22 protein-coding genes are annotated in these 21441 nt (G+C 71.5%); 7 read left to right on the top strand and 15 right to left on the bottom strand.

Going from position 1 to position 21441, the window contains the following annotated elements:
* The coding region (locus VNM44_RS13510) for a DUF933 domain-containing protein (protein ID WP_325626412.1) at positions 1–662 on the top strand (662 nt) is incomplete at its 5' end.
* Between the two features lies 1 nt (position 663).
* Here the strand turns inward: VNM44_RS13510 and VNM44_RS13515 are convergent.
* Positions 664–1497 carry an EamA family transporter gene (locus VNM44_RS13515; RefSeq protein ID WP_325626413.1) on the bottom strand — a complete coding sequence of 278 codons (834 nt, stop codon included), beginning with the start codon at positions 1495–1497 and terminating at the stop codon, positions 664–666.
* Between the two features lie 6 nt (positions 1498–1503).
* Positions 1504–2337 carry an HD domain-containing protein gene (locus VNM44_RS13520; RefSeq protein ID WP_325626414.1) on the bottom strand — a complete coding sequence of 278 codons (834 nt, stop codon included), beginning with the start codon at positions 2335–2337 and terminating at the stop codon, positions 1504–1506.
* 22 nt (positions 2338–2359) lie between these two features.
* On the opposite strand from VNM44_RS13520, the gene VNM44_RS13525 reads away from it, so the two are divergent.
* The 4 genes from VNM44_RS13525 (at position 2360) to VNM44_RS13540 (ending at position 6649) form a co-directional block, all read left to right on the top strand.
* Complete coding sequence (locus VNM44_RS13525; protein WP_325626415.1) at positions 2360–3427, top strand: DUF1015 domain-containing protein; 1068 nt, start codon at positions 2360–2362, stop codon at positions 3425–3427.
* The gene (locus VNM44_RS13530) at positions 3424–4221 is read left to right on the top strand and encodes an inositol monophosphatase family protein (RefSeq protein ID WP_325626416.1); all 798 of its coding nucleotides are present in this window, start codon (positions 3424–3426) and stop codon (positions 4219–4221) included. Before VNM44_RS13525 ends, VNM44_RS13530 begins: the two co-directional genes overlap by 4 nt.
* Positions 4222–4482: 261 nt before the next feature.
* A complete protein-coding gene (locus tag VNM44_RS13535; RefSeq protein ID WP_325626417.1) occupies positions 4483–5565 on the top strand; it encodes an Mrp/NBP35 family ATP-binding protein in 1083 nt (360 codons plus the stop codon).
* Between the two features lie 325 nt (positions 5566–5890).
* Positions 5891–6649, top strand: coding sequence for an Ldh family oxidoreductase (locus tag VNM44_RS13540; protein ID WP_325626418.1), 759 nt, complete (start codon positions 5891–5893; stop codon positions 6647–6649).
* Here VNM44_RS13540 and VNM44_RS13545 read toward each other — a convergent pair.
* From VNM44_RS13545 to VNM44_RS13565, 5 genes are read right to left on the bottom strand one after another with little or no spacing between them, the layout of a single operon-like run.
* Complete coding sequence (locus tag VNM44_RS13545) at positions 6646–8010, bottom strand: TrpB-like pyridoxal phosphate-dependent enzyme (RefSeq protein WP_325626419.1); 1365 nt, start codon at positions 8008–8010, stop codon at positions 6646–6648. The genes VNM44_RS13540 and VNM44_RS13545 overlap by 4 nt on opposite strands.
* 58 nt (positions 8011–8068) lie before the next feature.
* Positions 8069–8710: a TPR end-of-group domain-containing protein gene (locus VNM44_RS13550; protein ID WP_325626420.1), complete on the bottom strand. Its 642-nt coding sequence runs from the start codon at positions 8708–8710 to the stop codon at positions 8069–8071.
* Positions 8707–9534, bottom strand: a complete 828-nt coding sequence (locus VNM44_RS13555) for a DUF1028 domain-containing protein (protein WP_325626421.1) — start codon at positions 9532–9534, stop codon at positions 8707–8709. Before VNM44_RS13555 ends, VNM44_RS13550 begins: the two co-directional genes overlap by 4 nt.
* Positions 9527–9796: a hypothetical protein gene (locus tag VNM44_RS13560; protein ID WP_325626422.1), complete on the bottom strand. Its 270-nt coding sequence runs from the start codon at positions 9794–9796 to the stop codon at positions 9527–9529. The genes VNM44_RS13555 and VNM44_RS13560 overlap by 8 nt, the downstream gene beginning before the upstream one ends.
* A complete protein-coding gene (locus tag VNM44_RS13565; protein WP_325626423.1) occupies positions 9796–10503 on the bottom strand; it encodes a metal-dependent hydrolase in 708 nt (235 codons plus the stop codon). The genes VNM44_RS13560 and VNM44_RS13565 overlap by 1 nt, the downstream gene beginning before the upstream one ends.
* Before the next feature lie 77 nt (positions 10504–10580).
* On the opposite strand from VNM44_RS13565, the gene VNM44_RS13570 reads away from it, so the two are divergent.
* A complete protein-coding gene (locus VNM44_RS13570; protein ID WP_325626424.1) occupies positions 10581–11501 on the top strand; it encodes an AraC family transcriptional regulator in 921 nt (306 codons plus the stop codon).
* Between the two features lie 127 nt (positions 11502–11628).
* Complete coding sequence (locus VNM44_RS13575; RefSeq protein WP_325626425.1) at positions 11629–12300, top strand: hypothetical protein; 672 nt, start codon at positions 11629–11631, stop codon at positions 12298–12300.
* An 84-nt stretch (positions 12301–12384) separates the two neighbouring features.
* Here the strand turns inward: VNM44_RS13575 and VNM44_RS13580 are convergent, their stop codons facing one another.
* The 8 genes from VNM44_RS13580 to VNM44_RS13615 form a co-directional block, all read right to left on the bottom strand.
* Positions 12385–13851 carry an NADH-quinone oxidoreductase subunit N gene (locus VNM44_RS13580; protein ID WP_325626426.1) on the bottom strand — a complete coding sequence of 489 codons (1467 nt, stop codon included), beginning with the start codon at positions 13849–13851 and terminating at the stop codon, positions 12385–12387.
* On the bottom strand, positions 13848–15302 hold the full coding sequence (locus VNM44_RS13585; protein WP_325626427.1) for an NADH-quinone oxidoreductase subunit M: 1455 nt from the start codon (positions 15300–15302) through the stop codon (positions 13848–13850). The genes VNM44_RS13580 and VNM44_RS13585 overlap by 4 nt, the downstream gene beginning before the upstream one ends.
* A gap of 2 nt (positions 15303–15304) precedes the next feature.
* Positions 15305–17188: an NADH-quinone oxidoreductase subunit L gene (gene nuoL / locus VNM44_RS13590; protein ID WP_325626428.1), complete on the bottom strand. Its 1884-nt coding sequence runs from the start codon at positions 17186–17188 to the stop codon at positions 15305–15307.
* A 5-nt stretch (positions 17189–17193) separates the two neighbouring features.
* Positions 17194–17502 (bottom strand): NADH-quinone oxidoreductase subunit NuoK, encoded by a 309-nt coding sequence (gene nuoK, locus VNM44_RS13595; RefSeq protein ID WP_325626429.1) that lies wholly within the window; start codon positions 17500–17502, stop codon positions 17194–17196.
* Complete coding sequence (locus VNM44_RS13600; RefSeq protein ID WP_325626430.1) at positions 17499–18053, bottom strand: NADH-quinone oxidoreductase subunit J; 555 nt, start codon at positions 18051–18053, stop codon at positions 17499–17501. The genes nuoK and VNM44_RS13600 overlap by 4 nt, the downstream gene beginning before the upstream one ends.
* Before the next feature lie 5 nt (positions 18054–18058).
* The gene (gene nuoI / locus VNM44_RS13605; protein WP_325626431.1) at positions 18059–18550 is read right to left on the bottom strand and encodes an NADH-quinone oxidoreductase subunit NuoI; all 492 of its coding nucleotides are present in this window, start codon (positions 18548–18550) and stop codon (positions 18059–18061) included.
* 12 nt (positions 18551–18562) lie between these two features.
* On the bottom strand, positions 18563–19573 hold the full coding sequence (gene nuoH, locus VNM44_RS13610; RefSeq protein WP_414652983.1) for an NADH-quinone oxidoreductase subunit NuoH: 1011 nt from the start codon (positions 19571–19573) through the stop codon (positions 18563–18565).
* Positions 19574–19581: 8 nt separating this feature from the next.
* On the bottom strand, positions 19582–21441 hold a 1860-nt coding region (locus VNM44_RS13615; RefSeq protein ID WP_325626433.1), incomplete at its 5' end, for a molybdopterin-dependent oxidoreductase.

Below are 21441 nucleotides of genomic sequence, written 5' to 3' on the forward strand. Positions count from 1 at the left end.
TGCTCGACGGCTTCTCGGAGGGAGCGACCCCGGACGACGACCTCGAGAACCTGAAGCTCGAGCTGCTCGTCGCCGACCGCGACCACGTCGAACGCCGCCACGATCGCGTCGCGAAGGAGGCGAAGTCGGGCGATGCGGCGAAGCGCGCGGAGCTTGCACAGCTCGACGCGCTGCTCGCCCACCTCGACGCGGGCCGAACGCTTGCGGACTGGCCCGACGAGCTGCCGCCGGAGCTCGACCCGCTTACGACCAAGCCGCTTCTTGCTGTCGAGAACGGCCCTGGCGGCATCGACTGCAAGCTCGAGGCGGAGCTCGTCGAGCTGTCCGACGAGGAGGCGGCCGAGTTTCGCGAAGGGCCCTCCGCGCTCGACGAGGTCGTCCGGCGCCTCAAGGAAGCGCTCGGCCTGATCACGTTCTTCACTGCCGGCGACAAGGAGACGCGGGCGTGGACGCTCCGCAGTGGCCAGACGGCGCTCGACGCCGCGGCGACGATCCACACCGACATCGCCCGGGGCTTCATCCGCTGTGAGGTGATCTCGGCCGAGGACCTGCTCGACGCAGGCTCGCACGCCGAGGCAGCCCGGCGCGGGACGCAGCGGCTCGAGGGCAAGACCTACGTCGTCGCCGACGGCGACGTCCTCAACGTCCGCTTCAACGTCTGACTCAGCCGGCGGCGACCACGGCCGCGCCGCCGAGTGCGAGTGCACCTCCGAGCCGCCGCGATTTGTCGAGCCGCTCGCCGAGCACGACCCGTGCGAGGACGATCGTCGCAACCGGGTACAACGCGCTCAGCACCGCGACGACTCCGGCCGACCCGACCGTCGTCGCGAAGGCGACGAGGACGTTCGCCGTCGTGTCGAAGAGGCCGATCGCGACGATGGCGGGGAAGAGGCGACCCGGCGGACGGATCCCGACGGACACCGCCATTGCGAGCACGAGCGCGAAGGCCGTCGACGTCCCGCGGGCGACGAGGATCGTCCACGCGACGCTCTCGTCGGCGCCAGCGTCCAGCCCGACGATGAAGAGCCCGAACGAGGCGGCCGCCACCAGCGCGAGGGCCACGCCGGATGCGAGCTTCGGCGTCCGCCCTGCGTCCGCGTCGCGTGCGAGGAGGACGATCCCGCCGAGCACCGCGGCGATCCCGAGCCACTGGTACGGGGAGGGCGACACTCCGCGCGTCGAGTCGACCGCGAGCGGCACCACCGGGCCCGCCGCGGAGATCGGGGCGACGATGCCCATCGCGCCGACAGCCATGCCCCGGTAGAGCGCTGCGAGCCCGATCGCGCCGCAGGCGCCGGCTCCCGCCGCGGGGAGGAGGTGGACGGCGTCCGGCGGCGACTCGAGCGAGGCCACGAGCCAGACGGCCGCTCCCACGAGCCCGACCGCCTGAGAGGCGACGAGGACGGTGAGCACGTGCACCCGCCGTGCGGCGAGCCCGCCGAAGAAGTCGCCGACGCCCCACGAGGCCGCGCCGAGGAGCGCGAGGATCGCCGCCACGCGGTGTCAGCTGTCGCCGACCGGGCGGGTTGCGGCGACCGCGTCGAGCTGGTTCGCGTGGTACAGGACCGCCGCTTCCGCAGTGCGCGTTGCGGTGCGGTCGTGGTGCGTGGCGATCGCGTGCAAGAGCTCGGCACGAACGGTCGCCTCGAGCGCGCCCGCTCGCTCGTCCACGAGGCGCACCCCGAGCTGGACGTGGCCCAGGATCTCCCCTTCGCGCGTCGGCCGGAACGACGGGCCGCGCCCGAGCTCGCGCACGCGGCCGACGTCGTGGAGCAGCGCGGCCGCAAGCAGGAGGTCGGCCCGCAGCCGCGGGTGGTGCTGCGCGGTCTCTCGCGCCAGGGTCGTGACACCGACGGTGTGCTCCAGCAGACCGCCGGCGTAGCCGTGGTGCCCATCCGCTCCGGCGGCCGGGAGCGACCGCATGCCGGACCGTGTCTCGTCGTCCAGCACGCGGCCGACGAGGGACGCGAGCCCCGAATGGGCGATCTCCGCCGCGAGGAACTCGAGGAACCCCTCCAGCTCGTCGGCATCGCGGCGAAGCGTCGGCGCGAGGCTGCCTGGATCCGTGTCTGCGGCCTCGACCGTGCGGACGGCGAGCTGCAACCGCCCGTCGAACCGCTCGACCCGCCCCAGGACGCGCACCGCGTCGCCCTCGGCGAAGCGCCGGTCGAGAAGCTCGACGTCGTGCCAGACGCGGCCCTCGATGCGGCCGCTCGGGTCGACGAGCTCGAGGGCGAGATACGGCTTGCCGCCGCGCGTCGTCAGGCGTCGCTTCCTGGCCACCGCGAACACGGCGTCGACCGTGCGGTCCTCGACGAGCTCCGCGATCGTCGCCACGGCGTGAGTGTAGGCTCGCGCGGTGGCCGACGTCCGCCCGTTCCGCGCCGTTCGCTACGCGCGGCCGGACGTCTCGCAGACAGCACCGCCGTACGACGTCATCGACGACTCGGCCGGCGCGGAGCTCCGCGCCCGCGACCCGCACAACGTCGTCCATCTGACGCTCGAGCCGGACGCCGAGGCGGCCGGGGAGCGGTTCCGGAGCTGGCTCGCCGACGGCGTGCTCGTCCGCGACGAGGCGCCCGCCGTCTGGTGGCTCGAGCAGGACTTCGTCGGTCCGGACGGTGTCGCACGCTCGCGCGCCGGGGTCGTGGCGTCGCTGCGCGCCGAGCCGTACGAGAGCGGTGCGGTGCTCCCGCACGAGCGCACGCATCCGGGGCCCATCGAGGGCCGCCTGGCCCTGCTCCGAGCAACACGCGCTCAGCTCGAGCCGATCTTCCTGCTCTACGACGGCTCGCCACCGCTCGCCCGGCCGGCCGGGCGTCCGCCCGAGCTCGAGGTCGAGGGAACCCGCTTGTGGCGGATCGACGGAGACTCGGGCGTCGAGTCCTTCTTCGACGACGTCCAGCTCCTGATCGCCGACGGCCACCACCGCTACGAGACGGCGGTCGCCTTTGCCCGTGAGGACGGGGCCGACCGGCTTCTCGCCGTCCTCGTCGCGACCTCCGACCCAGGCCTCGAGATCTTTCCCACGCACCGTGTGTTCGCGGGACGGCCGGACATCGACCCGGCCGGCGAGTCGTTCGCGAGCGTTGGTGCAGCAATCGACGCGCTGGAGGCCGCTCGGCCGGACGAGGCTGCGGTCGTCTTCGTCCGAGGGAGCCAGGCGCGGCTCGTGCGCGGCGCCGACGATGAGCTCGACGTCGAGCTCGTCGACCGCTTCGGCCACGACGGTCTCTCGTACACGCCAGACCGCGAGGAGGCGCTCGGCCGACTGGCGAGCGACGACGACTGCGCCTTCCTGTTGCGTCCGCTGCGGGTCGACGACGTGTTCGCCCGGGCGCGCGCAGGGCGCACGATGCCGCAGAAGGCCACGTACTTCTTCCCGAAGCTCCTGTCGGGTCTCCTGATCCACCCGGTCGACCCGTGATCGACTGGCTCGATGTCTCACGCGCCTGCGTTCGCGACCTCGAGGAAGTGCTCTCCGGTCTCCCGACCCGTCTCGAGCGTGAGCCGGTGCTCGGAGCGGGCGAGGGCGGTGACGACACGACGGCGATCGACGCGGCCGCAGAGGGAGCGGTGGTGCGGCGGCTCGAGGAGCTCGGGGTCGGCCTGACGCTCGTCTCGGAGGAGATCGGGGTGCAGGTCATCGGCTCGGGCGGCCCGCCGACCGTCGTGGTCGACCCCATCGACGGCTCCGTGAACGCCAAGCGCGGCATCCCGTTCTTCTCGCTCTCGCTCGCGGTCGCCGACGGGCCGACGATGGACGACGTCGTCTTCGGCTATGTCTACGACTTCGGGTCGCGGGAGGAGTGGGCCGCGGAGCGCGGCGCGGGCGCGTCGCGCGACGGTGCGCCGCTCGAGGCGCCCGGCCCGAAGCCCGACATCGAGATCCTCGCCCTCGAGGGAACGACGACGGACGCGATCGCGGCGGTTGCGTCGGAGATGCGCGGTGTCGCGTACCGGCTCCGCATCATGGGCTCGCTCGCGCTCTCCCTGTGCCACCTCGCCGCGGGCCGGGTCGACGCCGTCTGCTGCCTGAAGCCGGCGCGGTCGGTCGACATCGCGGCAGCGCAGCTCCTCGTGCGCGAGCGGGGCTACGCGATCGACCTCTTCGAAGACCCGCCGTTCGGCGCAGCCCCGCTCGATCTCCGCCAGCGGTCGAGGGTCGTGGCGGCCGCCACCGACGAGCTGTGCGCGATGGTCGCGGCGGCGCTGACGTGAACCGTTTCTCGGCGCGCCGCGCAATCGGTCTCAGAGACCGATCTTCGTCAAGGGGAAAACCGTGCCGAATGGGTGCCCGTTCTTCCACAGGCGCGAGGCGTGGGCTCATCGGCGATCGCCCGACCGGGGCGACGCGCCGCGGCCGAAGGGACATGTCCCGATCGGCCCTCTTGACAAGGAACGGTCTCTGAGGCTGGTTGCGACAACTGTCACCGGCCGAGCGTGAGTCGGCGGCCGCCTGCCGCTCGCTAGGCTGACCACATGACCCCCGACCGCGACGCGATCCTGCAGGCGCTCGAGGGCGTGATCGACCCCGAGCTCCGGCGGCCTGTCACGGAGCTCGACATGGTGCGCGACGTCGTCGTCTCCCCCGACGGCGCGGTCGAGGTGACGATCGCGCTCACCGTCGCCGGCTGCCCGCTCCGGTCGAGTTTCCAGGATCAGGTCGCGTCGCACGTCGGGTCGGTCGCGGGCGTCTCCGCCGTGACGCTTCACTTCGACGTGATGACACCCGAGGAGAAGGCAGCCCTCGCCTCGCGGCTGCGCGGAGGCCGTCCCGAGCGGGAGATCCGGCTCGATCCCGGAACCCGCGTCGTCGCGGTCGCCTCCGGCAAGGGGGGCGTCGGCAAGTCGACCCTCACGGCGAACCTGGCGGCCGCGCTCGCGGAGCGTGGTGAGCGCGTCGGCGTCCTCGATGCAGACGTGTACGGCTACTCGATCCCGCACGTCCTCGGCGTCACGCAGCGGCCGGTCGTCGTCGACTCGCTGATCGTGCCTCCCGTCCGGGGCGACCTGAAGGTGATGTCGATCGGCCTGTTCGCGGAGGACAACGGCCCGATCATGTGGCGGGGGCCGATGCTGCACAAGGCGCTCGAGCAGTTCCTCTCCGACGTTCATTGGGGCGAGCTGGACACGCTGGTCGTCGACATGCCGCCCGGGACGGGCGACGTGGCGATCTCGATCGGTCAGCTGTTGCCGAGGGCGGAAGCGGTGATCGTGACGACGCCCCAGCCCGCCGCGCAGCAGGTGGCGGTCCGCGCCGCCGTCATGGCGCAGAAAACCGGGATGCGCGTCCTCGGCGTCGTCGAGAACATGGCCTGGCTCGTCGGCACGGGACAGGAGCTGTTCGGCACCGGAGGCGGTGACGCGCTCGCCGCCGAGATCGATGCGCCCGTGCTCGCCCGGATCCCCTTCGATCCGGCGCTGCGCGAGGCATCGGACGCAGGCCGACCGGTACTCGAAGCGGCGCCGCAGGCGGAGGTCAGCGCGGCGATCCGCGATCTGGCAGAGGCGGTACAGGCCCGCCGTGCGGGCGCGATCCGCAAGCAACTGACCGTGCTCTAGACGAACGGCTCGCCGACGCCGGTAACCAGTGAAAATCGGCGTGCGGCCGGAGGCCGGTTCGCCGGGCGTGACCTGCCCAGACGCAGAAGAGGCCGTGGGGAAGACATGGTTACCCCGCATCGTCTTGCAGGGAAGGGAGCCCGGAGGCTCCCTTCCGATGACGGCGAGCCCTGCGGCGGTGGGCCCCTTGCCGTCCTGCACGTCCGCGCCGGGGGGAGGCGCGGCCATTCAGATGCATCCTCACAGATCTCTGTGAGGAGGATGTAATCGTACCCCCGAACCGACCTGCCGAAACACCCCTGCGAGCGGCGGTAGGCTCGCGTCGGTGACGCCCGAGCAGGCAGTCGAGCGGCTCCGCGCGGCCGGGCTGGCCGCGAGCGCCGCCGAGACCGTCGTCGCCCATCTCGTCGAGGCCGACGACGCGGGGAAGCACGGTCACGGCATGACGCGCATTCCATGGCTGGAAGGGCTTCTCGAGGAAGAGCGCGACCCGTCGGCACGACCGGAGCGGATCGAGCGCACCGAGGGGTTCGAGCGATGGCACGGACGCGGCGCCCTCGGCCATCTCACGCTCGCCGCGATCTGCGACGCGCTCGCCGCCGATCCGCCCGACCGCGCGCGGCTCGTCGTGGCGGAGTCGTGCTTCCCGACCGGAGTGCTCGGCTCGTGGGCCCGCCGGATTGCCGAGATAGGGCTCGTTGCCGTCGTCACGGCGACGTCGCCGCGGCGGCTTCCGCATCCCTCAGGCGGCCCGCCGCTGACCGGCACCAACCCGATCGCGATCGCGGTGCCGTCGTCCGACGGACGACCGTTCGTCGCAGACGTGTCGATGGGCGCCGTCACCCACGGGGACGTCCTCGCGGGGAGGGCGCGTCCGGACGAGCTCGTCCCGTTCGGCGGTCCGCAGGCTCACAAGGCGTTCGCCCTCGCGGCCGGACTCGAGCTGCTCGTCGGCGCTTTGGCGGGACCGGAGCCGGGGGCCGTCGTGCTCGCGACGCGGCCCGGGTTCGATCCGGTCCCGGGCTTCCGCGACCTCGCCGGCGGCCGTCGACTGCCGGGCGACAGCGGTCGTCGGCGCGGTTAGACGGCGACCGGCGGCAGCCCTGCGAGCGCCAACGCGAGGTCGCCCTCGTCGTACGCGCGATCCTCGAGCTTGCCTGCGAAGTAGTCGATGTATGCCTGCATGTCGAAGTGGCCGTGACCGCAGAGGTTGAAGAGGATCGTCTCGGCGCTTCCTTCCTCCTTGCAGCGCAGCGCCTCGTCGATCACGGCCTTGACGGCGTGGTTCGCCTCGGGCGCCGGGAGAATCCCCTCCGCGCGTGCGAAGCGCACGCCCGCCTCGAAGACCGAGATCTGGTGGTAGGCCCGCGCCTCGATCAGGCCGAGCTCGTGCAGGTGGCTGACGAGCGGCGCCATCCCGTGGTAGCGCAGGCCGCCGGCGTGGAACCCGGGCGGGACGAACGTCGACCCGAGCGTGTGCATCTTGACGAGCGGCGTCAGGTGGCCGGTGTCGCCGAAGTCGTAGGCGAACTCGCCCCGCGTCAGGCTCGGGCACGCCGCCGGCTCGACGGCGATCACCCGGACGTCCGAGCCGCCGCGCAGCTTCTGGCCGACGAAGGGGAACACGAGCCCGGAGAAGTTCGACCCGCCGCCCGTGCAGCCGATCAGCACGTCGGGGTACGCCTCGGCGAGGTCCATCTGCGCGATCGCCTCCTCGCCGATCACCGTCTGGTGGAGCAGGACGTGGTTCAAGACCGAGCCGAGGGCGTACTTCGTGTCGTCGCGCTGGGCGGCCTGCTCCACGGCCTCCGAGATCGCGATCCCGAGGCTTCCCGTCGAGTCGGGGTGCTCGGCGAGGATCGCGCGGCCGGAGGCGGTCTCCTCGGAGGGGCTCGGCACGCAGCGTGCCCCGAACGCCTCCATCAGCGCGCGCCGGTACGGCTTCTGGTCGTACGAGACCCGCACCATGTAGACGTCGATCTCGAGCCCGAAGAGCGATCCCGCGAACGCGAGCGACGAGCCCCACTGCCCCGCACCAGTCTCCGTCGCGATTCGCTTCACGCCCTCGCGCGCGTTGTAGAACGCCTGCGCGACGGCCGTGTTCGGCTTGTGGCTGCCGGTGGGCGAGACGCCCTCGTACTTGTAGAAGATGCGCGCCGGCGTCCCGAGGTCGGCTTCGAGCCTCCGGGCGCGGTAGAGCGGCGTCGGGCGCCACTGCCGGTAGACGTCGCGGACCTCGTCCGGGATCGGGATGCGCTGCTCGGTCGAGACCTCCTGGAGGATCACCTCCATCGGGAAGAGCGGCGCCAGGTCGTCCGGCCCGACGGGCTTACCCGTCCCGGGGTGCAGAACCGGCGCGGGCGGCTCCGGCAGGTCGGCGGCGACGTTGTACCAGGCCTCCGGCAGGCGGCTCTCGTCCAGGGTGTACTTCACGGTCTCGCCCACGACGGCTCCTCTCGCTCGTCCGCGCGCTCGCGCGCGCTCCAGATCCTGCCGGATTCGGTCATGCTGCCGGGAAGCGCGGATCCTCGCGCAGAGAGACCAGGTCCTCGTCCGACTGCGCGTACTCGGCGAACGTGCCCTGGAGCTCGATCGCGCGCGCGAGGTGCTCGAGCGCGACGTCCGGCCGCCCCGCGCGGGCGTGCGCGCAGGCGAGGTTGTAGTGCGTCCCGGCGTGGTCCGGCGTCTCGGCGAGATGCCGTTCGAGGATCTCGATCGCCTTGTCCCACTCCTCCGTCGGCCAGAAGCGCAGCGCCTCGGAGGAGCGCTCCCACGTCGACGGCGTGAACGCCTGTCCGCGCTTGGCGCCGACGGCGAGGATCGTCGTGCCGGCCGTGCCGACCGCGCCCCGTTGCACCGCCGGATCGGCGACGTGCACGACCGTCCCGGCGGGCGCCGACACCGTCTCGCCGTCGAGCGTGAACGTCGCCTCGCCCGAGAGGACGACGTAGATCTCCTCGTGGCTCTCGCCCGACGACTCCTCGTGCTCGCCGATCACCTGCTGGCCGTCCTCGGTCGCCGTCCACGCGTTGATGCCGAACGCCCCGACGTCCAGCGTCGAGCGGATCCTGTGCCACCGCGCCTGGCCGGGGATCTCGAACCCGACCAGCTCGTCGAGCGACGTGACCGCGTAGCGGTCGCTCACGAGCTCTCCCGGAGGCGCGCGAGGACGACGGGATCGATCGCATCCTCGCCCTCGATCCGCTCCTCGAGGTTCTCGACTCCGGCCCACGAGGCGAGGCTGTCGTGCCCGGCGCCGGCGAGCAGCCCGTCGAGCTCGGCACGGAGCTCGGCGTCGACCGGGAGCCATTCATCGCGCGGCGTCCGTCCGAAGAGATCGTGGTGCAAGCGGTGGATGCGACGCAGCTCCGCGAGCGGGTCCTCGGCGTCGTCCACGCGGAGGTCGACGAGGGAGTCGGAGAGCCCTGCGTAGCCGCCGCCGCGCTCGACGACGAGGAGAGCCGCCGACTGACGGCCGCGGCTGTCGCCGCCCGCCGCCTCCGCGGCATCGAGACAGTCGAGGAGCCGCTCGGCAAGGGCTTTCCCCGCGCTCGCCTCGAAGCTCTCGGCGAGCGCGTCGACCGTGGCGGCGGAGACGAGGATGTTCCCCTGTGCGGCGTACCCGTCGCCCGTCCGCCCTCCGGCCCAGGCATGACAGGCCTCGCCGGTGAACGTCGCCGCCAGGCCCGCCCCGTCGACGACCCCGAGCTGGCGCTGCGCGCGGTTCTCGTCGGCGGCGGTCAGGCGCTGGACGACGTCGTCCGCAGAAAGCCCGTCGCGCAGGAGGGCGAGGCCGTCGGGCCCGTAGCGGGGATTTGCGTACGACTGCGTCGCGATCGCGCCGACGTGCGGCTCCGCCCACGGCACCACGGAGCCGACGGCGAGGAACTTCGACTGCGTCGCCACGCCCCACTGCCCCGCGGCGAGGTCGCAGGCGCAGATCGAATACGTCGCGACGCGGTCAGCCATAGGTCAGCTCCGGCAGGTCGAGCTCGAGCAGCCTCTTGTCCGGCACGAGGACGCACGCCACCTCCGGCCGGCGAAGGGCACGTGCCACGCCGTCTGCGTCGATCGCCCGCACGACGACGGGCCGTCCCTCGGCGTGCGCCGAGCGGAGCGCCTCGTCGTCGTCGACCGAGTCGAGGACGAGCGCCCCGTCGAGGTCCAACGACCCCTCGAGCGCGATGGCCGGGACGCGGCGGCCGGTCGCACCGAACCAGCGCTCGCGCATCAGAGCTCGAGCGTCTCGCCGGGCTCGGGCACGAGCAGCTCCACGCCGTCGGGCAGCAGCGGCCGGAGCGCGTCCGGTGTCCCGCTGAGCAGCGGGAAGGTCCCGTAGTGCGACGGGACGACCCGGCGGGCACCGACGAGCTCTGCGGCGACCGCCGCCTCCTCGGGGCCCATCGTGAAGTGGTCGCCGATCGGCAGCACCGCCACGTCTGGTGCGTAGAGCCGGCGGATGAGCGCCATGTCGCCGAACACGTTGGTGTCGCCCGCGACGTAGATGGTCGGCGCGCCCTCCTGCCGGAACACGACGCCCGTCGGCTCTCCCGTGTAGAGGATCTTGCCCTCGTGCCATGTGCTCGAAGAGTGGTTTGCATCCGTCAGCGTCACGCGCACGCCCGCGAACGACTCGGTACCGCCCTTGTTCAGCGCCTGGAGGTCGTCCTCCGGAAGGCCGTGCGCGGTGCTGAGCCAGTCACGCAGCTCGACCGGCGCGACGACCGGGCAGTCGAAGCGCTGAGCGATCGGGACCGCGTCGCCGAGGTGATCACCGTGTCCGTGCGTGACGACGACGAGGTCGCAGCGCTCGGGCTCACGCTCGCCCTCGGGGCAGCGCGGATTGCCGCTCAAGAACGGGTCGACGTAGACGCGCGTGCCTGCCTCGGTGTCGATGCGGAAGGCGGCGTGCCCGAGCCAGGTGAGTGTCGTAGCCATGTGTTCGAGCGTAGCGATTCGACCCGAACCGCAAGAACGATCAAGCGAGGCCCCGCAGCGACATGCAGGGTGCGAGCATGGCGTTGCAGCTGATGGACACGTTCACGACCTTCGTCGACTCCCTCGCCGAGAGTCTCGACGACCACGATGCGAGCGGAGAGGACCTCGCCGCCCGCGCGCACCTCTCGCGGTTCCATTTCGACCGCGTCGTGAGCGCGGTCTCCGGCGAGACGCCGGTGCGCCTGCGGCGGCGGATCCTGCTCGAGCGGGCAGCGTTCCGGCTGGTCACGACGCGCGCGACGGTGCTCGAGGTCGCGCTCGAGGCGGGCTACTCGTCGAACGAGGCGTTCACGCGGGCCTTCCGTCGCGCGTACGGGGCGGCCCCGGCGTCCTGGCGCGCCGCTCCCGCCCGGATCCAGCTCGACACGCCGAACGGCGTGCACTTCCATCCACCCGGCGGCCTCCGGCTGCCCGCGAGAGACGAGGTGAGCTCGATGGACCTGATGAGGAAGATGGTGGAGCACCACGTCTGGCTGGTCGGGGAGATCGTCGACCGCGCCGGGGCCCTGACCGACGAGCAGCTGGACGCGCCGATCGAGCTCTCCGTCGAGGGCGTCGACGACGACCCGACGTTGCGGTCGCTCCTGTCGCGGCTCGTCGGACAGATGGACATGTGGAACGCCGCGATGGACAGCCGGGCCTACGACTTCGAGGTCGAGCGGGGCGAGAGCATCGAGTCGATTCGGGCGCGCCTCCGCGACGCGGGACCGGTGTTCCTCGACCGGGCGCGTGAGGTGATCGACGGGTCGAGGCTCGACGAGACTTTCGTCGACGCGATCTGCGAGCCGCCCGAGGTGTTCACCTACGGCGGGATGATTGCTCACGTTCTCACCTTTGCCGCGCATCGGCGCACGCTCGCGATCGGAGCTCTCCACAGTGTCGGGATCACCGATCTCGGCGCCGGCGACCCGATGCGCTGGGTCGCCGAGGCGGCGTAGCGCCGCGTACGCATCCTCACACGAGGGATGGGACGAGCCCACTCCCGGGCCGATCCCTTGCCTGCGGACGCCGCGCACCGGTGCGGCGCAGATCGAGAGGGGGAGATCGATGAAGAGGCTGAGCGGCTTGGCGACCCTCGTCGCAATCCTCGCGCTCGCGGTCGCGGCGCAGGCTGTCGCGGCGGGCCCGACGACAGTCACGAATACGTACACCGTCGGCGGCGGATCGGTCCCGGGCGCGAGCACGGGGCTCGTCCTCACGAGCGGGATGAGCGTCACCGTCACGGCGTCCGGGGCCGTGTGCCCCTTCGGGGACAGCTTCTGCCCCGGCCCGAACGGCTACGCGCCGTGGAACACGACGACGAGTGGCTACGGCGGCTTCGTGCTCCCCGGCGCGCCCGCCTGGGGGCTCGTCGGCCGCGTCGGCGGCGGCCCGTGGGTGCAGGTCGGCACGGGGCCGACGACGCTCTCGGGCACGGGCCAGCTCGTCTTCGCCGTCAACGACGACCTGTTCGTGGACAACGCCGGCAGCTTCACCGTCACGGTGTCGTACGCGTGCTGGCCCGGCTGGGGCTACGGGGACAAGAACCACACCCACTGCGGACCCCCCGGGCTCGTGGGGAAGAGCGCGCCGGCGTCGGGGAGCGTGTCCAACGGGAACGGCAACGCAAACGGCGCCGACAACGCCCCGAACGGCAACGGCAAGGGCAACGGCCAGGCGGGCGACGGCAAGGGTAACGGCCCGTCCGACAGCGCCCCGAACGGCAACGGCAAGGGCAACGGCCTCGCGAAGCACTGAGCGCCGGTCGAGCGCCAGCCGCCGCGCCGACGGCAGAGGGGAGCCCGGCGCTGCCCGGGCTCCCCGACTCGCGCCGCGTCCGAGCTAGAAGGGCAGTGCGGCCGCCGCGTCGCTCGCGAGGTCGACGAGCGGCTGCACGAAGAAGAACGACCCGATCGTGACGACAAGGGCTGCGCCCGCGGCGGTCTCGAGGAGGACGTCGCGCGGCGGCGAGCCGCCGGCGACGACGACGTCGCCCCGCACCTCCCCGGAGCGCGTGTAGAGCGCCCGTACGACGTTCAGGTAGTAGGCGAGCGAGAGCGCGGTCGCGAGCACGCCCACCACGACGAGCCACCACCAGCCGGCCTCGTAGATCGCGGAGAAGACGAACAGCTTGCCGAGGAACCCGCCGGTGAGCGGGAAGCCCGCCATCGAGAGCATGAACCACCACATGCAGACCCCCAGGAACGGCCGCTCCCAGCCGAGACCCTCGAGCGACGAGAGTGTCACCGCTCGACCCTGCTCCCGCTCGCGGGCGGCGACGACGGCGAACGCGCCGACGCTCGCCGCGGAGTAGGGGATGAGGTAGTAGAGGAGCGCCTCGGTACCGGCGTTCGAGTTGGCGGCGATCGCGATGAGCAGGAAGCCCGCGTGCGAGACGGACGAGTAGGCGAGGAGCCGCTTGAGGTCGCTCTGCGCAATCGCGGCGAGGTTGCCGACCGCGAGCGAGCACACCGCGAGCACCGCCACCGCGACCGACCAGATCTCCGCCTGCTCCGGAAACGCGGTCACGAGGATGCGGAGCATGAGGACGAGACCGGCCACCTTCGTCGCGGCCGACATGAACGCCGTCACCGGCGTCGGCGCTCCCTCGTAGACGTCCGGCGTCCACATGTGGAACGGCGCCGCGGACACCTTGAACGCGAGCCCGGCGAGGATCATCGCCATGCCGCTGACGAAGAGCGGGTCGTCGGCGCCCGTCGCCTCCTGGATCGCCTTGAAGCCGAGCTCTCCGGTCGCCCCATAGACGAGCGCGCAGCCGAAGAGCAGGATCCCCGAGCCGAAGCTGCCGACGATGAGGTACTTGAGGCCCGCCTCGAGCGATTCACGGCGGTGCGTGTCGAGTGCGCAGAGCACGTACAGCGAGATCGAGAACCACTCGAGCGCCAGGAACATCGTCATCAGGTTGCCGGAGGAGACGAAGAAGACCATCCCGGCGGTCGACGCCGCGATCAGCGCGTAGAACTCGCCGACGTGCGAGCGCCGCCCGTCGCCGGCCGAGACGAGGACGACGGCCGCGCCGACCAGCGCGATGATGATCGCCGCGAGCGCGCCGAGCCGGTCGCGGGTCATCGACTCCACGACCACAGCGCTCGGGTCGGCGGAGCGGTCGAAGACGACGCCCGACAGCGCCGCGGACGTCCCGAAACCGGCGAGGGACACGACGACGGAGAACGCCCGCTCCGTCTCGCGCGGCACGATCACCGCGCCGAGCAGCGTCAGCCCGGCCGCCGCGAGGAGCGCAAGCGTGGGGGAGAGCGCGAGCCAGTCGACCGACGGTGTGTCGATCACGGCGCGCCCACCCCCTGCTGAGAGCCGATGAACGCAGCCGGCCGGTCGGCCGGGAACGACCGCTCGGTGATCCCCGCCGGCCAGGCGGTCAGGACCGCGAGGATCGCGACGAGGGGCACGAGGAGCATCAGCTCGTTGCCGACGAGGTCGCCTGCGTCCTCTCGCACCGCGGCGCCGCGGCGCTCGTGGAGGATCGCGGAGATCATCCGCAGCGCGTAGAGCGCGGCGAGCACCATCGCCGCCGCGCCCACCGCCGCGTAGCCCCAGCCACGGTCGAAGACGCCGGAGAGGATCGCGAACTCGCCCGCGAAGTTCGTCGATCCCGGCACGGCGAGCGTGAACATCCCGAGCGTCAGCACGAGCGTCGCGAGGATCGGTCGACCCTTCGCCATCCCGCCGAGTTCCGAGAACCTGCCCGTACCGGCACGAGTCTCGATCATGCCCGCGAGCAGGAAGAACCCTGCCGAGACGAGGCCGTGGTTCACGGAGTGCAGCACCGCGCCGTCGAGGCCGAGGTCGTTGACGGCGAAGATCCCGAGGACGATGAGCCCCATCTGGGCCATCGAGGAGTAGGCGACCACGCCGCGGATGTCCGGCTGGCGGAAGGCGAGGACCGACCCGTAGACGAGCGTAACGGCGGCGAGCACGAGCACGAGGGTGCGGAAGTCCTCGACGGGCTCCGGGAAGTGCGGAAGCACGATCCAGACGAGCCCGAACACGGCCGCCTTCGAGACCACGCCCGAGAGGATCGCACCGACCTCCGGCGGCGCCTCGGTGTACGCGAGGCGGAGCCAGCCGTGGAAGGGAAACAGCGGGGCCTTCACCGCGAACGCCGCGAGGAAGCCGAGGAAGATCCAGTCGTTCGAGCTCGTCCCGATGTCGGCGAGCAGGAAGGTGCCCTGTGAGACGCCGAACGCGACGATCGACGCGAGCATCAGCAGCGAACCGACCATCGTGTAGATGACGAAGGTGACCGTCGCCTTGAGGCGCTGCGGGCCGCCCCAGACGCCGACGAGCACGTAGATCGGGATCAGCATCGCCTCGAAGAAGACGTAGAAGACGATCAGGTCCTGCGCCGCGAAGACGCCGACGAGCGCCCCCACGAGGAAGAGCAGGAGCCCGAAGTAGGCCCGCGCGTTCTCACGGCCTACCCAGGCGCCGTAGCCCACGGCGCACGCCCCGACGACGATCGTGAGGCCGACGAGCCAGTACTGGAATCCGTAGAGGCCGACCGCGTAGGAGATGCCGAGCTGGTCGAACCACTCCCTGTTCGCGGAGTACTGCTGCGCGTCGCTTCCGAAGTCGAAGTTGCGCGCGCTGCCGAGCCAGAGCCCGACCTCCGCGAGCGCGACGAGGAGCGCGAAGCCGGCGGTCGACTCGCGCGACAGCGGCAAAACCCACGTGAGGATCGCGCCGGCGAGCGGGACGACGATGAGGAGTGTCGTCAGCACTCCTACCGCACCACCAGGAAGACGAGGGTCAGGACTCCGACGGCCACGGTGAAGGCGAGCGCGTACGTCCGGAGCAGGCCGCTCTGGAGGCTCGACGTCAGCGTCGCTCCGCGCAGCGTCTCCCCGGCGACCTCGTCGAGGCCGCCCTGGACGACGGGGGTCTCGACCCGGTCGCGGAGCAGCGCCGCAACCGCCTGGCCGGGGCGTTCGAAGAGAGCGTGGTACAGCTCGTCGAACCAGAGCTTGTGCTCGAGGGTCGTCCGCACCGCGCCGTCGGGGACGAGCTCGCGCCCGGCGAGGAACGCGCGCCGCGCGAGAAGGATCCCGAGCGCGCCTAGCGCCACCGCGACGGCGCTCGTCGCCCACTCCTGCGTCGTGGAGGGGGTCACGAGCGGCTCGACGACGGGCTCGAGCCACGTCTCGAACGGCTCCCAGACACCCGGGATCGCGAGGAAGCCGACCACCGTCGACCCCACCGCCAGCACCCCGACGGGAACGAGCATCGACCGGTCTCCCTCGCCGTGGTGCTCCGCCCCGTGCGCCTCCGCGGCGGGCTCGCCGTGGAAGACGCGGTAATAGAGGCGGAACGAGTAGAGGCCCGTGAGCAGCGCGCCGAGGAGCCCTCCGACGTAGAGCACCCAGCCCAGGCCGCCGCCGTAGGCGAGCGCCGAGGCGAGGATCGCATCCTTCGACCAGAAGCCGGCGAAGATGGGGATCCCGACGAGCGCGAGCGAGCCGATCAGGAACGTCGCGTGCGTGTAGGGCATCGACTTGCGGAGCCCGCCCATCTTCCGGATGTCCTGCTCGCCGTCCAGCCGATGGATCACGAGCCCGGCCGCGAGGAAGAGGAGCGCCTTGAAGAACGCGTGCGTGACGAGGTGGAACATCGCGAACCCGTACGCCCCGATGCCCGCGCCGAGGAACATGTAGCCGATCTGGCTCATCGTCGAGTACGCGATCACGCGCTTGATGTCCCACTGGACGAGCGCGATCACGCCGGCGACGAGGAGCGTCGCGAGCCCGAGCAGCGCGGCGAGGTGCTGGACGTCCGGCGCGGCCTCGAAGACGGGGTGCGTGCGGCAGATGAGGTAGACGCCCGCTGTCACCATCGTCGCAGCGTGGATCAGCGCGGAGACCGGGGTGGGGCCCTCCATGGCGTCGGGAAGCCAGGTGTGCAGCGGGATCTGCGCCGACTTCGCGACGGCGCCGCCGAGCAGGCCGAGCGCCAAGAGCGTGACGGCGGTGTCCGAGAGCCCGCCGTCGTCGACGGCGGCGAAGACGGTGCCGTAGTCGAGGCTGCCGACCTGCGAGATCGTGAGGAAGAAGGCGAGCGCCATCACGGCGTCGCCGATCGCGTTCATCACGAACGCCTTCTTCGCCGCGGCGACGGCCGAGGGACGCTCGTGGTGGAACCCGATGAGGAGGTAGGACGCGAGCCCGACGAGGCCCCAGCCGACGAGCAGCAGCAGCAGGTTGCCGCCTTGAACGAGCAGGAGCATCGCGAAGACGAAGAAGGCCATGTAGGCGAAGTACCGGCGCTCCTCGTCGTCCCCCGCCATGTAGCCGTTCGAATAGAGGACGATCAGGCCGCCGACGCCCGTGACCACGAGCATCATCACGAGCGACAGCGGGTCGATCAGGAGTTCGAGACCGACCTTGAACTGGCCGGCCTGGAGCCACGTCCAGGCGGTCGTCAGCTCGGTGCGGTCGTCGGGGCTCCGCGTCCAGGCGTCGATGAAGGCGACGAGCGCCCCGGCGAACCCGACGAACACGGAGGCGGTCGAGACGATCCCCGCCTGGCGCCGGGTGATCCGCGTCCCGGCGAGCAGGATCGCGAGGAAGCCGGCGAGCGGCGCGAGCAGGCAGACCCAGGCGCCGTTGACCATTTCGTCTAGCCCCGCAGCTCCGTCATGCGGTCGACGTCGAGGTCGAGGTTCCGGCGGGCCATCGCGACGATGAGCCCGAGGCCGACGCAGACCTCCGCGGCGGCGACTGCCATCACGGCGAGCGCGAAGACCTGTCCGTCCATCTGCCCGAACAGCCGGGAGAAGCCGACGAACGCGAGGTTCGACGCGTTCAGCATGATCTCGAGCGAGAGCAGCACGATCAGCGGGCTGCGCCGGAGGAGCACGCCCGCGATCCCGGTCGAGAAGAGGATCGCCGAGATCGCGAGGTACCAGGGGATGCCGGGACCGTTCACGCGCGCTCCCCGTTGCCCGCGTCGATCAGCGCCTCGTCCTCGGAGCGCATGCCCAGCACCACGCCGCCGACGGCGGCCACGAGCAGCACGATGGACGTGATCTCGAAGGCGAGGAGGTGGTCGGTGAGGAAGAGGCGGCCCATCTCGGCAGGCGACCCGAACGCCCGCGTGACCTCCGCCTCGTCGGAGAGCCGACCGTCGGCGTTCAGCATCAGCGCGACGAAGACGACCGAGAGCAGCGCGGTCGCCGCGATCACCGACGCCGTCTGGATCAAACGCGTGCCCCCCGCCCACGGCGCGTCCGCGCGGCCGCCGAGGTAGGCGATCACGAAGAGGAACATCACCATCACCGCGCCGGCGTAGACGAGGATCTGCGCCGCGGCGACGAACTCGCCGGAGGCGAGCAGGTAGAGCACCGCGAGTGAGGCGAGGTTCCCGATCAGCGAGAGCGCGGACGAGAACGGGTTCGACGCCGTCACGACCCGCAGTCCGGTGCCCACGCAGGCCGCGGCGGCGAGGAGCCAGATCACCCAGACGAGGAAATTCCCCATGGGTTCTACGACTCGCGCTTGTAGGCGGGGATGGGCGTGTCGTACAGGTCGGCGTCCTGGACGGGGATCCGCTTGATCGGCTCGGCGAGGAGCATGTCCTTCGTGTAGATCAGGTCGTCGCGCGAGTACTCCGAGAGCTCGAACTCGTTGCCGAGCGTGATCGCGTCGAACGGGCAGGCGAGCTCGCAGTAGCCGCAGAAGATGCAGCGCGAGAGGTTGATCTCGTAGATCCGCGCGTAGCGCTCGCCCGCCGAGACACGGTGCTCGGCGGTGTTCTCTGCGGCGACGACGCGGATGCAGTCCGACGGGCATGCGGCCGCGCAGAGGGAGCAGCCGACGCACTTCTCGAGCCCGTTCGCGTGGAGGTGCAGCCGGTGCCGGCCGCGGAAGCGCGGATACACGGGCCGCTTGTACTCGGGGTACTGCTGCGTGATCGGCTTGCGGAAGATCTGCTTGAACGTGACCCCGAAGCCCTTGAGTGTCCCGAACGGCTGCATCGGCGCGAAACCCTAGATCCAGACGACGAGGAGCGCCGTCACGACCGCGTTGATCGTGGCGACCGGGAGGAGGACCTTCCAGCCGAAGCGCATCAGCTGGTCGTAGCGCAGGCGCGGGAGCGTCGTCCGCATCCAGATGAACAGGAACAGCAGCACGAACAGCTTGATCAGGAACCAGACCGGCCCCGGCAGCCACGGCCCGTGCCAGCCGCCGAGGAAGAGCGTCACGGCGAGGGCCGCGAGTGTGATCAGGTTGATGTACTCCGACATCGAGTAGAGGCCGAAGCGCATCCCGCCGTACTCGGTGTGGTATCCGGCGACGAGCTCCTGCTCGGCCTCAGGCAGGTCGAACGGCGCCCGCGCCGTCTCGGCCGTGCCCGCGAGGATGAAGATCACGAACCCGACGATCTGCGGGATCACGTACCAGACGTCGGAGCCCTGCGCGGCGACGATGTCGACCAGCGAGAGCGACTTGGCCATGATCACGACGCCCAGCACCGAGAGCGCGAGCGACACCTCGTAGGACACGAGCTGCGCGCACGTGCGCATCGAGCCGAGGAGCGCGAACTTCGAGTCGGACGCCCAGCCGCCGATGATGAAGCCGTAGACCCCGAGCGACCCCACGGCGAAGATCAGGAGCAGCGCGATCGGCAGGTCGGCGACGTAGCCGTTCACCTGGTAGCCGCCGATCTCCCAGCCCGGCCCCCAGGGGATCACCGAGAACGTCGTCATCGCGGTGAACGCGGCGAGGAACGGCCCCATGATGTAGAGCACGTCGTTCGCCGCCGCCGGGAAGAAGCTCTCCTTGCGGATCAGCTTGACGAGGTCGGCGATCGGCTGGAGGAGCCCGAACGGGCCCACGCGGTTGGGGCCGTACCGCAGCTGCATGCGACCCATGACCTTTCGCTCGAGCAGCGTGAGGTAGGCGAAGCCGAAGAGGACGAGATTGATGACGATCAGCGCCTTGATCAGCGCGATCCACCAGGGCTCGCCGTTCGCCCCGTTCGCGGCCACGATGGTCATCGCGCCGGTCACGCCCGGACGACCTCGACGTCGAGGTGGAGGTCGGCGGCGTGCTCGTCGGCGACGCGGGCGACGCCCTCGACGAGCTTTCGGTCGACTCGCGCGCGGAGCTCGACCGAGGCCCCGTTGGAGCGCACGGTGACGGGGTCGCCGGTCGCGATGCCGCGCCGGTCGGCGTCCGGGACGGACAGCCCGACCTCGCGCTCGGGCCGCTGGAACTGGAGCTCGGGCACCCGCTCGACCTGGTGCCCGGAGAAGAGCGGCGTGTAGCGGACGAGCCGCAGCGTCCCGACGAAGTGGGGGGACTGTCCCTGGAGGGGACTGTCCCCCGTGAGGCTTTCGCCCCTGGCGGGTTCCGGCGCGACGTAGGCCGCTCGCACCGGCAGCGCGGCATGCTCGCCGAGTTGCTCGAGCTCGAGGCCGCCGTAGATCCGATCCGAGAGCTCCTCGAACACGACGGCAGCGTGCGGCGACAGCTCGACGTCGAAGCGCTCGGCGAGTCTCGAGAGCCAGGCGAGCTCGTCGGGAACCGGCGGCGTGACGGCGCGCCTGAGCCGCTGCACGCGCCCCTCGAGGTTCATCGACGTCCCCTCGCGCTCGAGCGCCGCCGTCCCCGGAAGGACGAGGTCGGCCCAGCCGACCGCGAGCGAATGGAACATCGTGACGGCGATCACTGCATCGGCCTTCTCGGCCAGCGCGCGGACGCCGGGGTCGGCCGCCGCCTCGTCGCCCGAGACGACGAGCAGCCCGATCCCCTCGCGCTCGACCTCGTCCTCGTCCGCCGCGGCGGCCCACGCCTCGGCGACCCCGCGCGCGTTGGGTCGAGCGGGCAGGTGGAAGGCCGCGCAGCCGGGCTTGCCCTCGAACCCGAGTGCGTGAGCCGTCTCCGCAAGCCGCGCGCCGCCGCCTCCACCGGCGCCCGACCAGATCAGCACGGCACGGTCGGACCCGCGCAGGCGCTCGCCGAGCACGTTCCCGGCGTCGACGAGGCCGTGCAACACGTCGGCCGCGCCGCCGGGCGCAGCGGGCACGGTTCCCCGCGAGCCGATCGTGACGATCTCGGCCCCCTGGCGGCGCGCGTGCCGGATCCAGAGGTCGACGGCCGGCGCCCGGTCGACGACGTCGTCGTCCCCCACGACGACGACCAGCTCGGCGTTGCCGATCGTCGAGAGCGGCGCCCGGAACGCGTCGAGGGCGGCGGAGGTCGACTCGTCGAGGACTGCGGAGTGGGCGCCGAGCCCGCGGCGCATGAGCACACCGAGCCCGTAGGCGATCTCGGTCGTCTCCGAGCCGGAGAGGGCGGTCACGATGCTCCCCCGTGCGCCCCGCAGGAGCGCCTCCGCCCGGTCGAGGGCCGCGTCCCACGAGACCGGTTCGAGCCCCAGGTCGCCGCGGACGAGCGGCTCGCGCACGCGGTCCTGCGCGCGGAGATGCGGGAAGCTGAAGCGGCCCTTGTCGCAGAGCCAGCCGCCGTCCACCTCGGGGTGGTTGCGCGACTGGACACGCTTCACCGCGCCCTCACGCCTCGTCACGCGGGTGCTGCAGCCGACGGGGCACAGCCCGCACGTCGTCGGCACCTCCTGGATCTCCCACGGACGCGCCTCGAACCGGTACTGCGTGGAGGTGAGCGCGCCGACGGGACAGAGCTCGATCACGTTCCCGGAGAACGCCGCGCGGTAGGGGTCATCTTCGAACGTCGCGATCTCGGTGTACGCGCCGCGGTTCCGCGCGATCAGCTGGTTGTCCTCCGCCACCTCGCCCGAGAAGCGCGTGCAGCGGTAGCAGAGGATGCAGCGCTCGCGATCGAGGGCGATCAGCGGCGAGACCGGGATCGGCTTGTCGAACGTCATCTTCGGGAACGTCATCCG

It is taken from the genome of Gaiella sp. (assembly GCF_035558935.1).
In the GTDB taxonomy this organism is placed as follows: Bacteria; Actinomycetota; Thermoleophilia; order Gaiellales; family Gaiellaceae; genus Gaiella.

Coding starts and splice junctions, on each gene's coding strand:
- nuoH (WP_414652983.1), bottom strand. CDS start 19,573: ATGACCATCGTGGCCGCGAACGGGGCGAACGGCGAGCCCTGGTGGATC.
- VNM44_RS13555 (WP_325626421.1), bottom strand. CDS start 9,534: ATGGCTGACCGCGTCGCGACGTATTCGATCTGCGCCTGCGACCTCGCC.
- nuoL (WP_325626428.1), bottom strand. CDS start 17,188: ATGGTCAACGGCGCCTGGGTCTGCCTGCTCGCGCCGCTCGCCGGCTTC.
- VNM44_RS13570 (WP_325626424.1), top strand. CDS start 10,581: ATGGCGTTGCAGCTGATGGACACGTTCACGACCTTCGTCGACTCCCTC.
- VNM44_RS13565 (WP_325626423.1), bottom strand. CDS start 10,503: ATGGCTACGACACTCACCTGGCTCGGGCACGCCGCCTTCCGCATCGAC.
- VNM44_RS13560 (WP_325626422.1), bottom strand. CDS start 9,796: ATGCGCGAGCGCTGGTTCGGTGCGACCGGCCGCCGCGTCCCGGCCATC.
- VNM44_RS13535 (WP_325626417.1), top strand. CDS start 4,483: ATGACCCCCGACCGCGACGCGATCCTGCAGGCGCTCGAGGGCGTGATC.
- VNM44_RS13600 (WP_325626430.1), bottom strand. CDS start 18,053: ATGGGGAATTTCCTCGTCTGGGTGATCTGGCTCCTCGCCGCCGCGGCC.
- nuoI (WP_325626431.1), bottom strand. CDS start 18,550: ATGCAGCCGTTCGGGACACTCAAGGGCTTCGGGGTCACGTTCAAGCAG.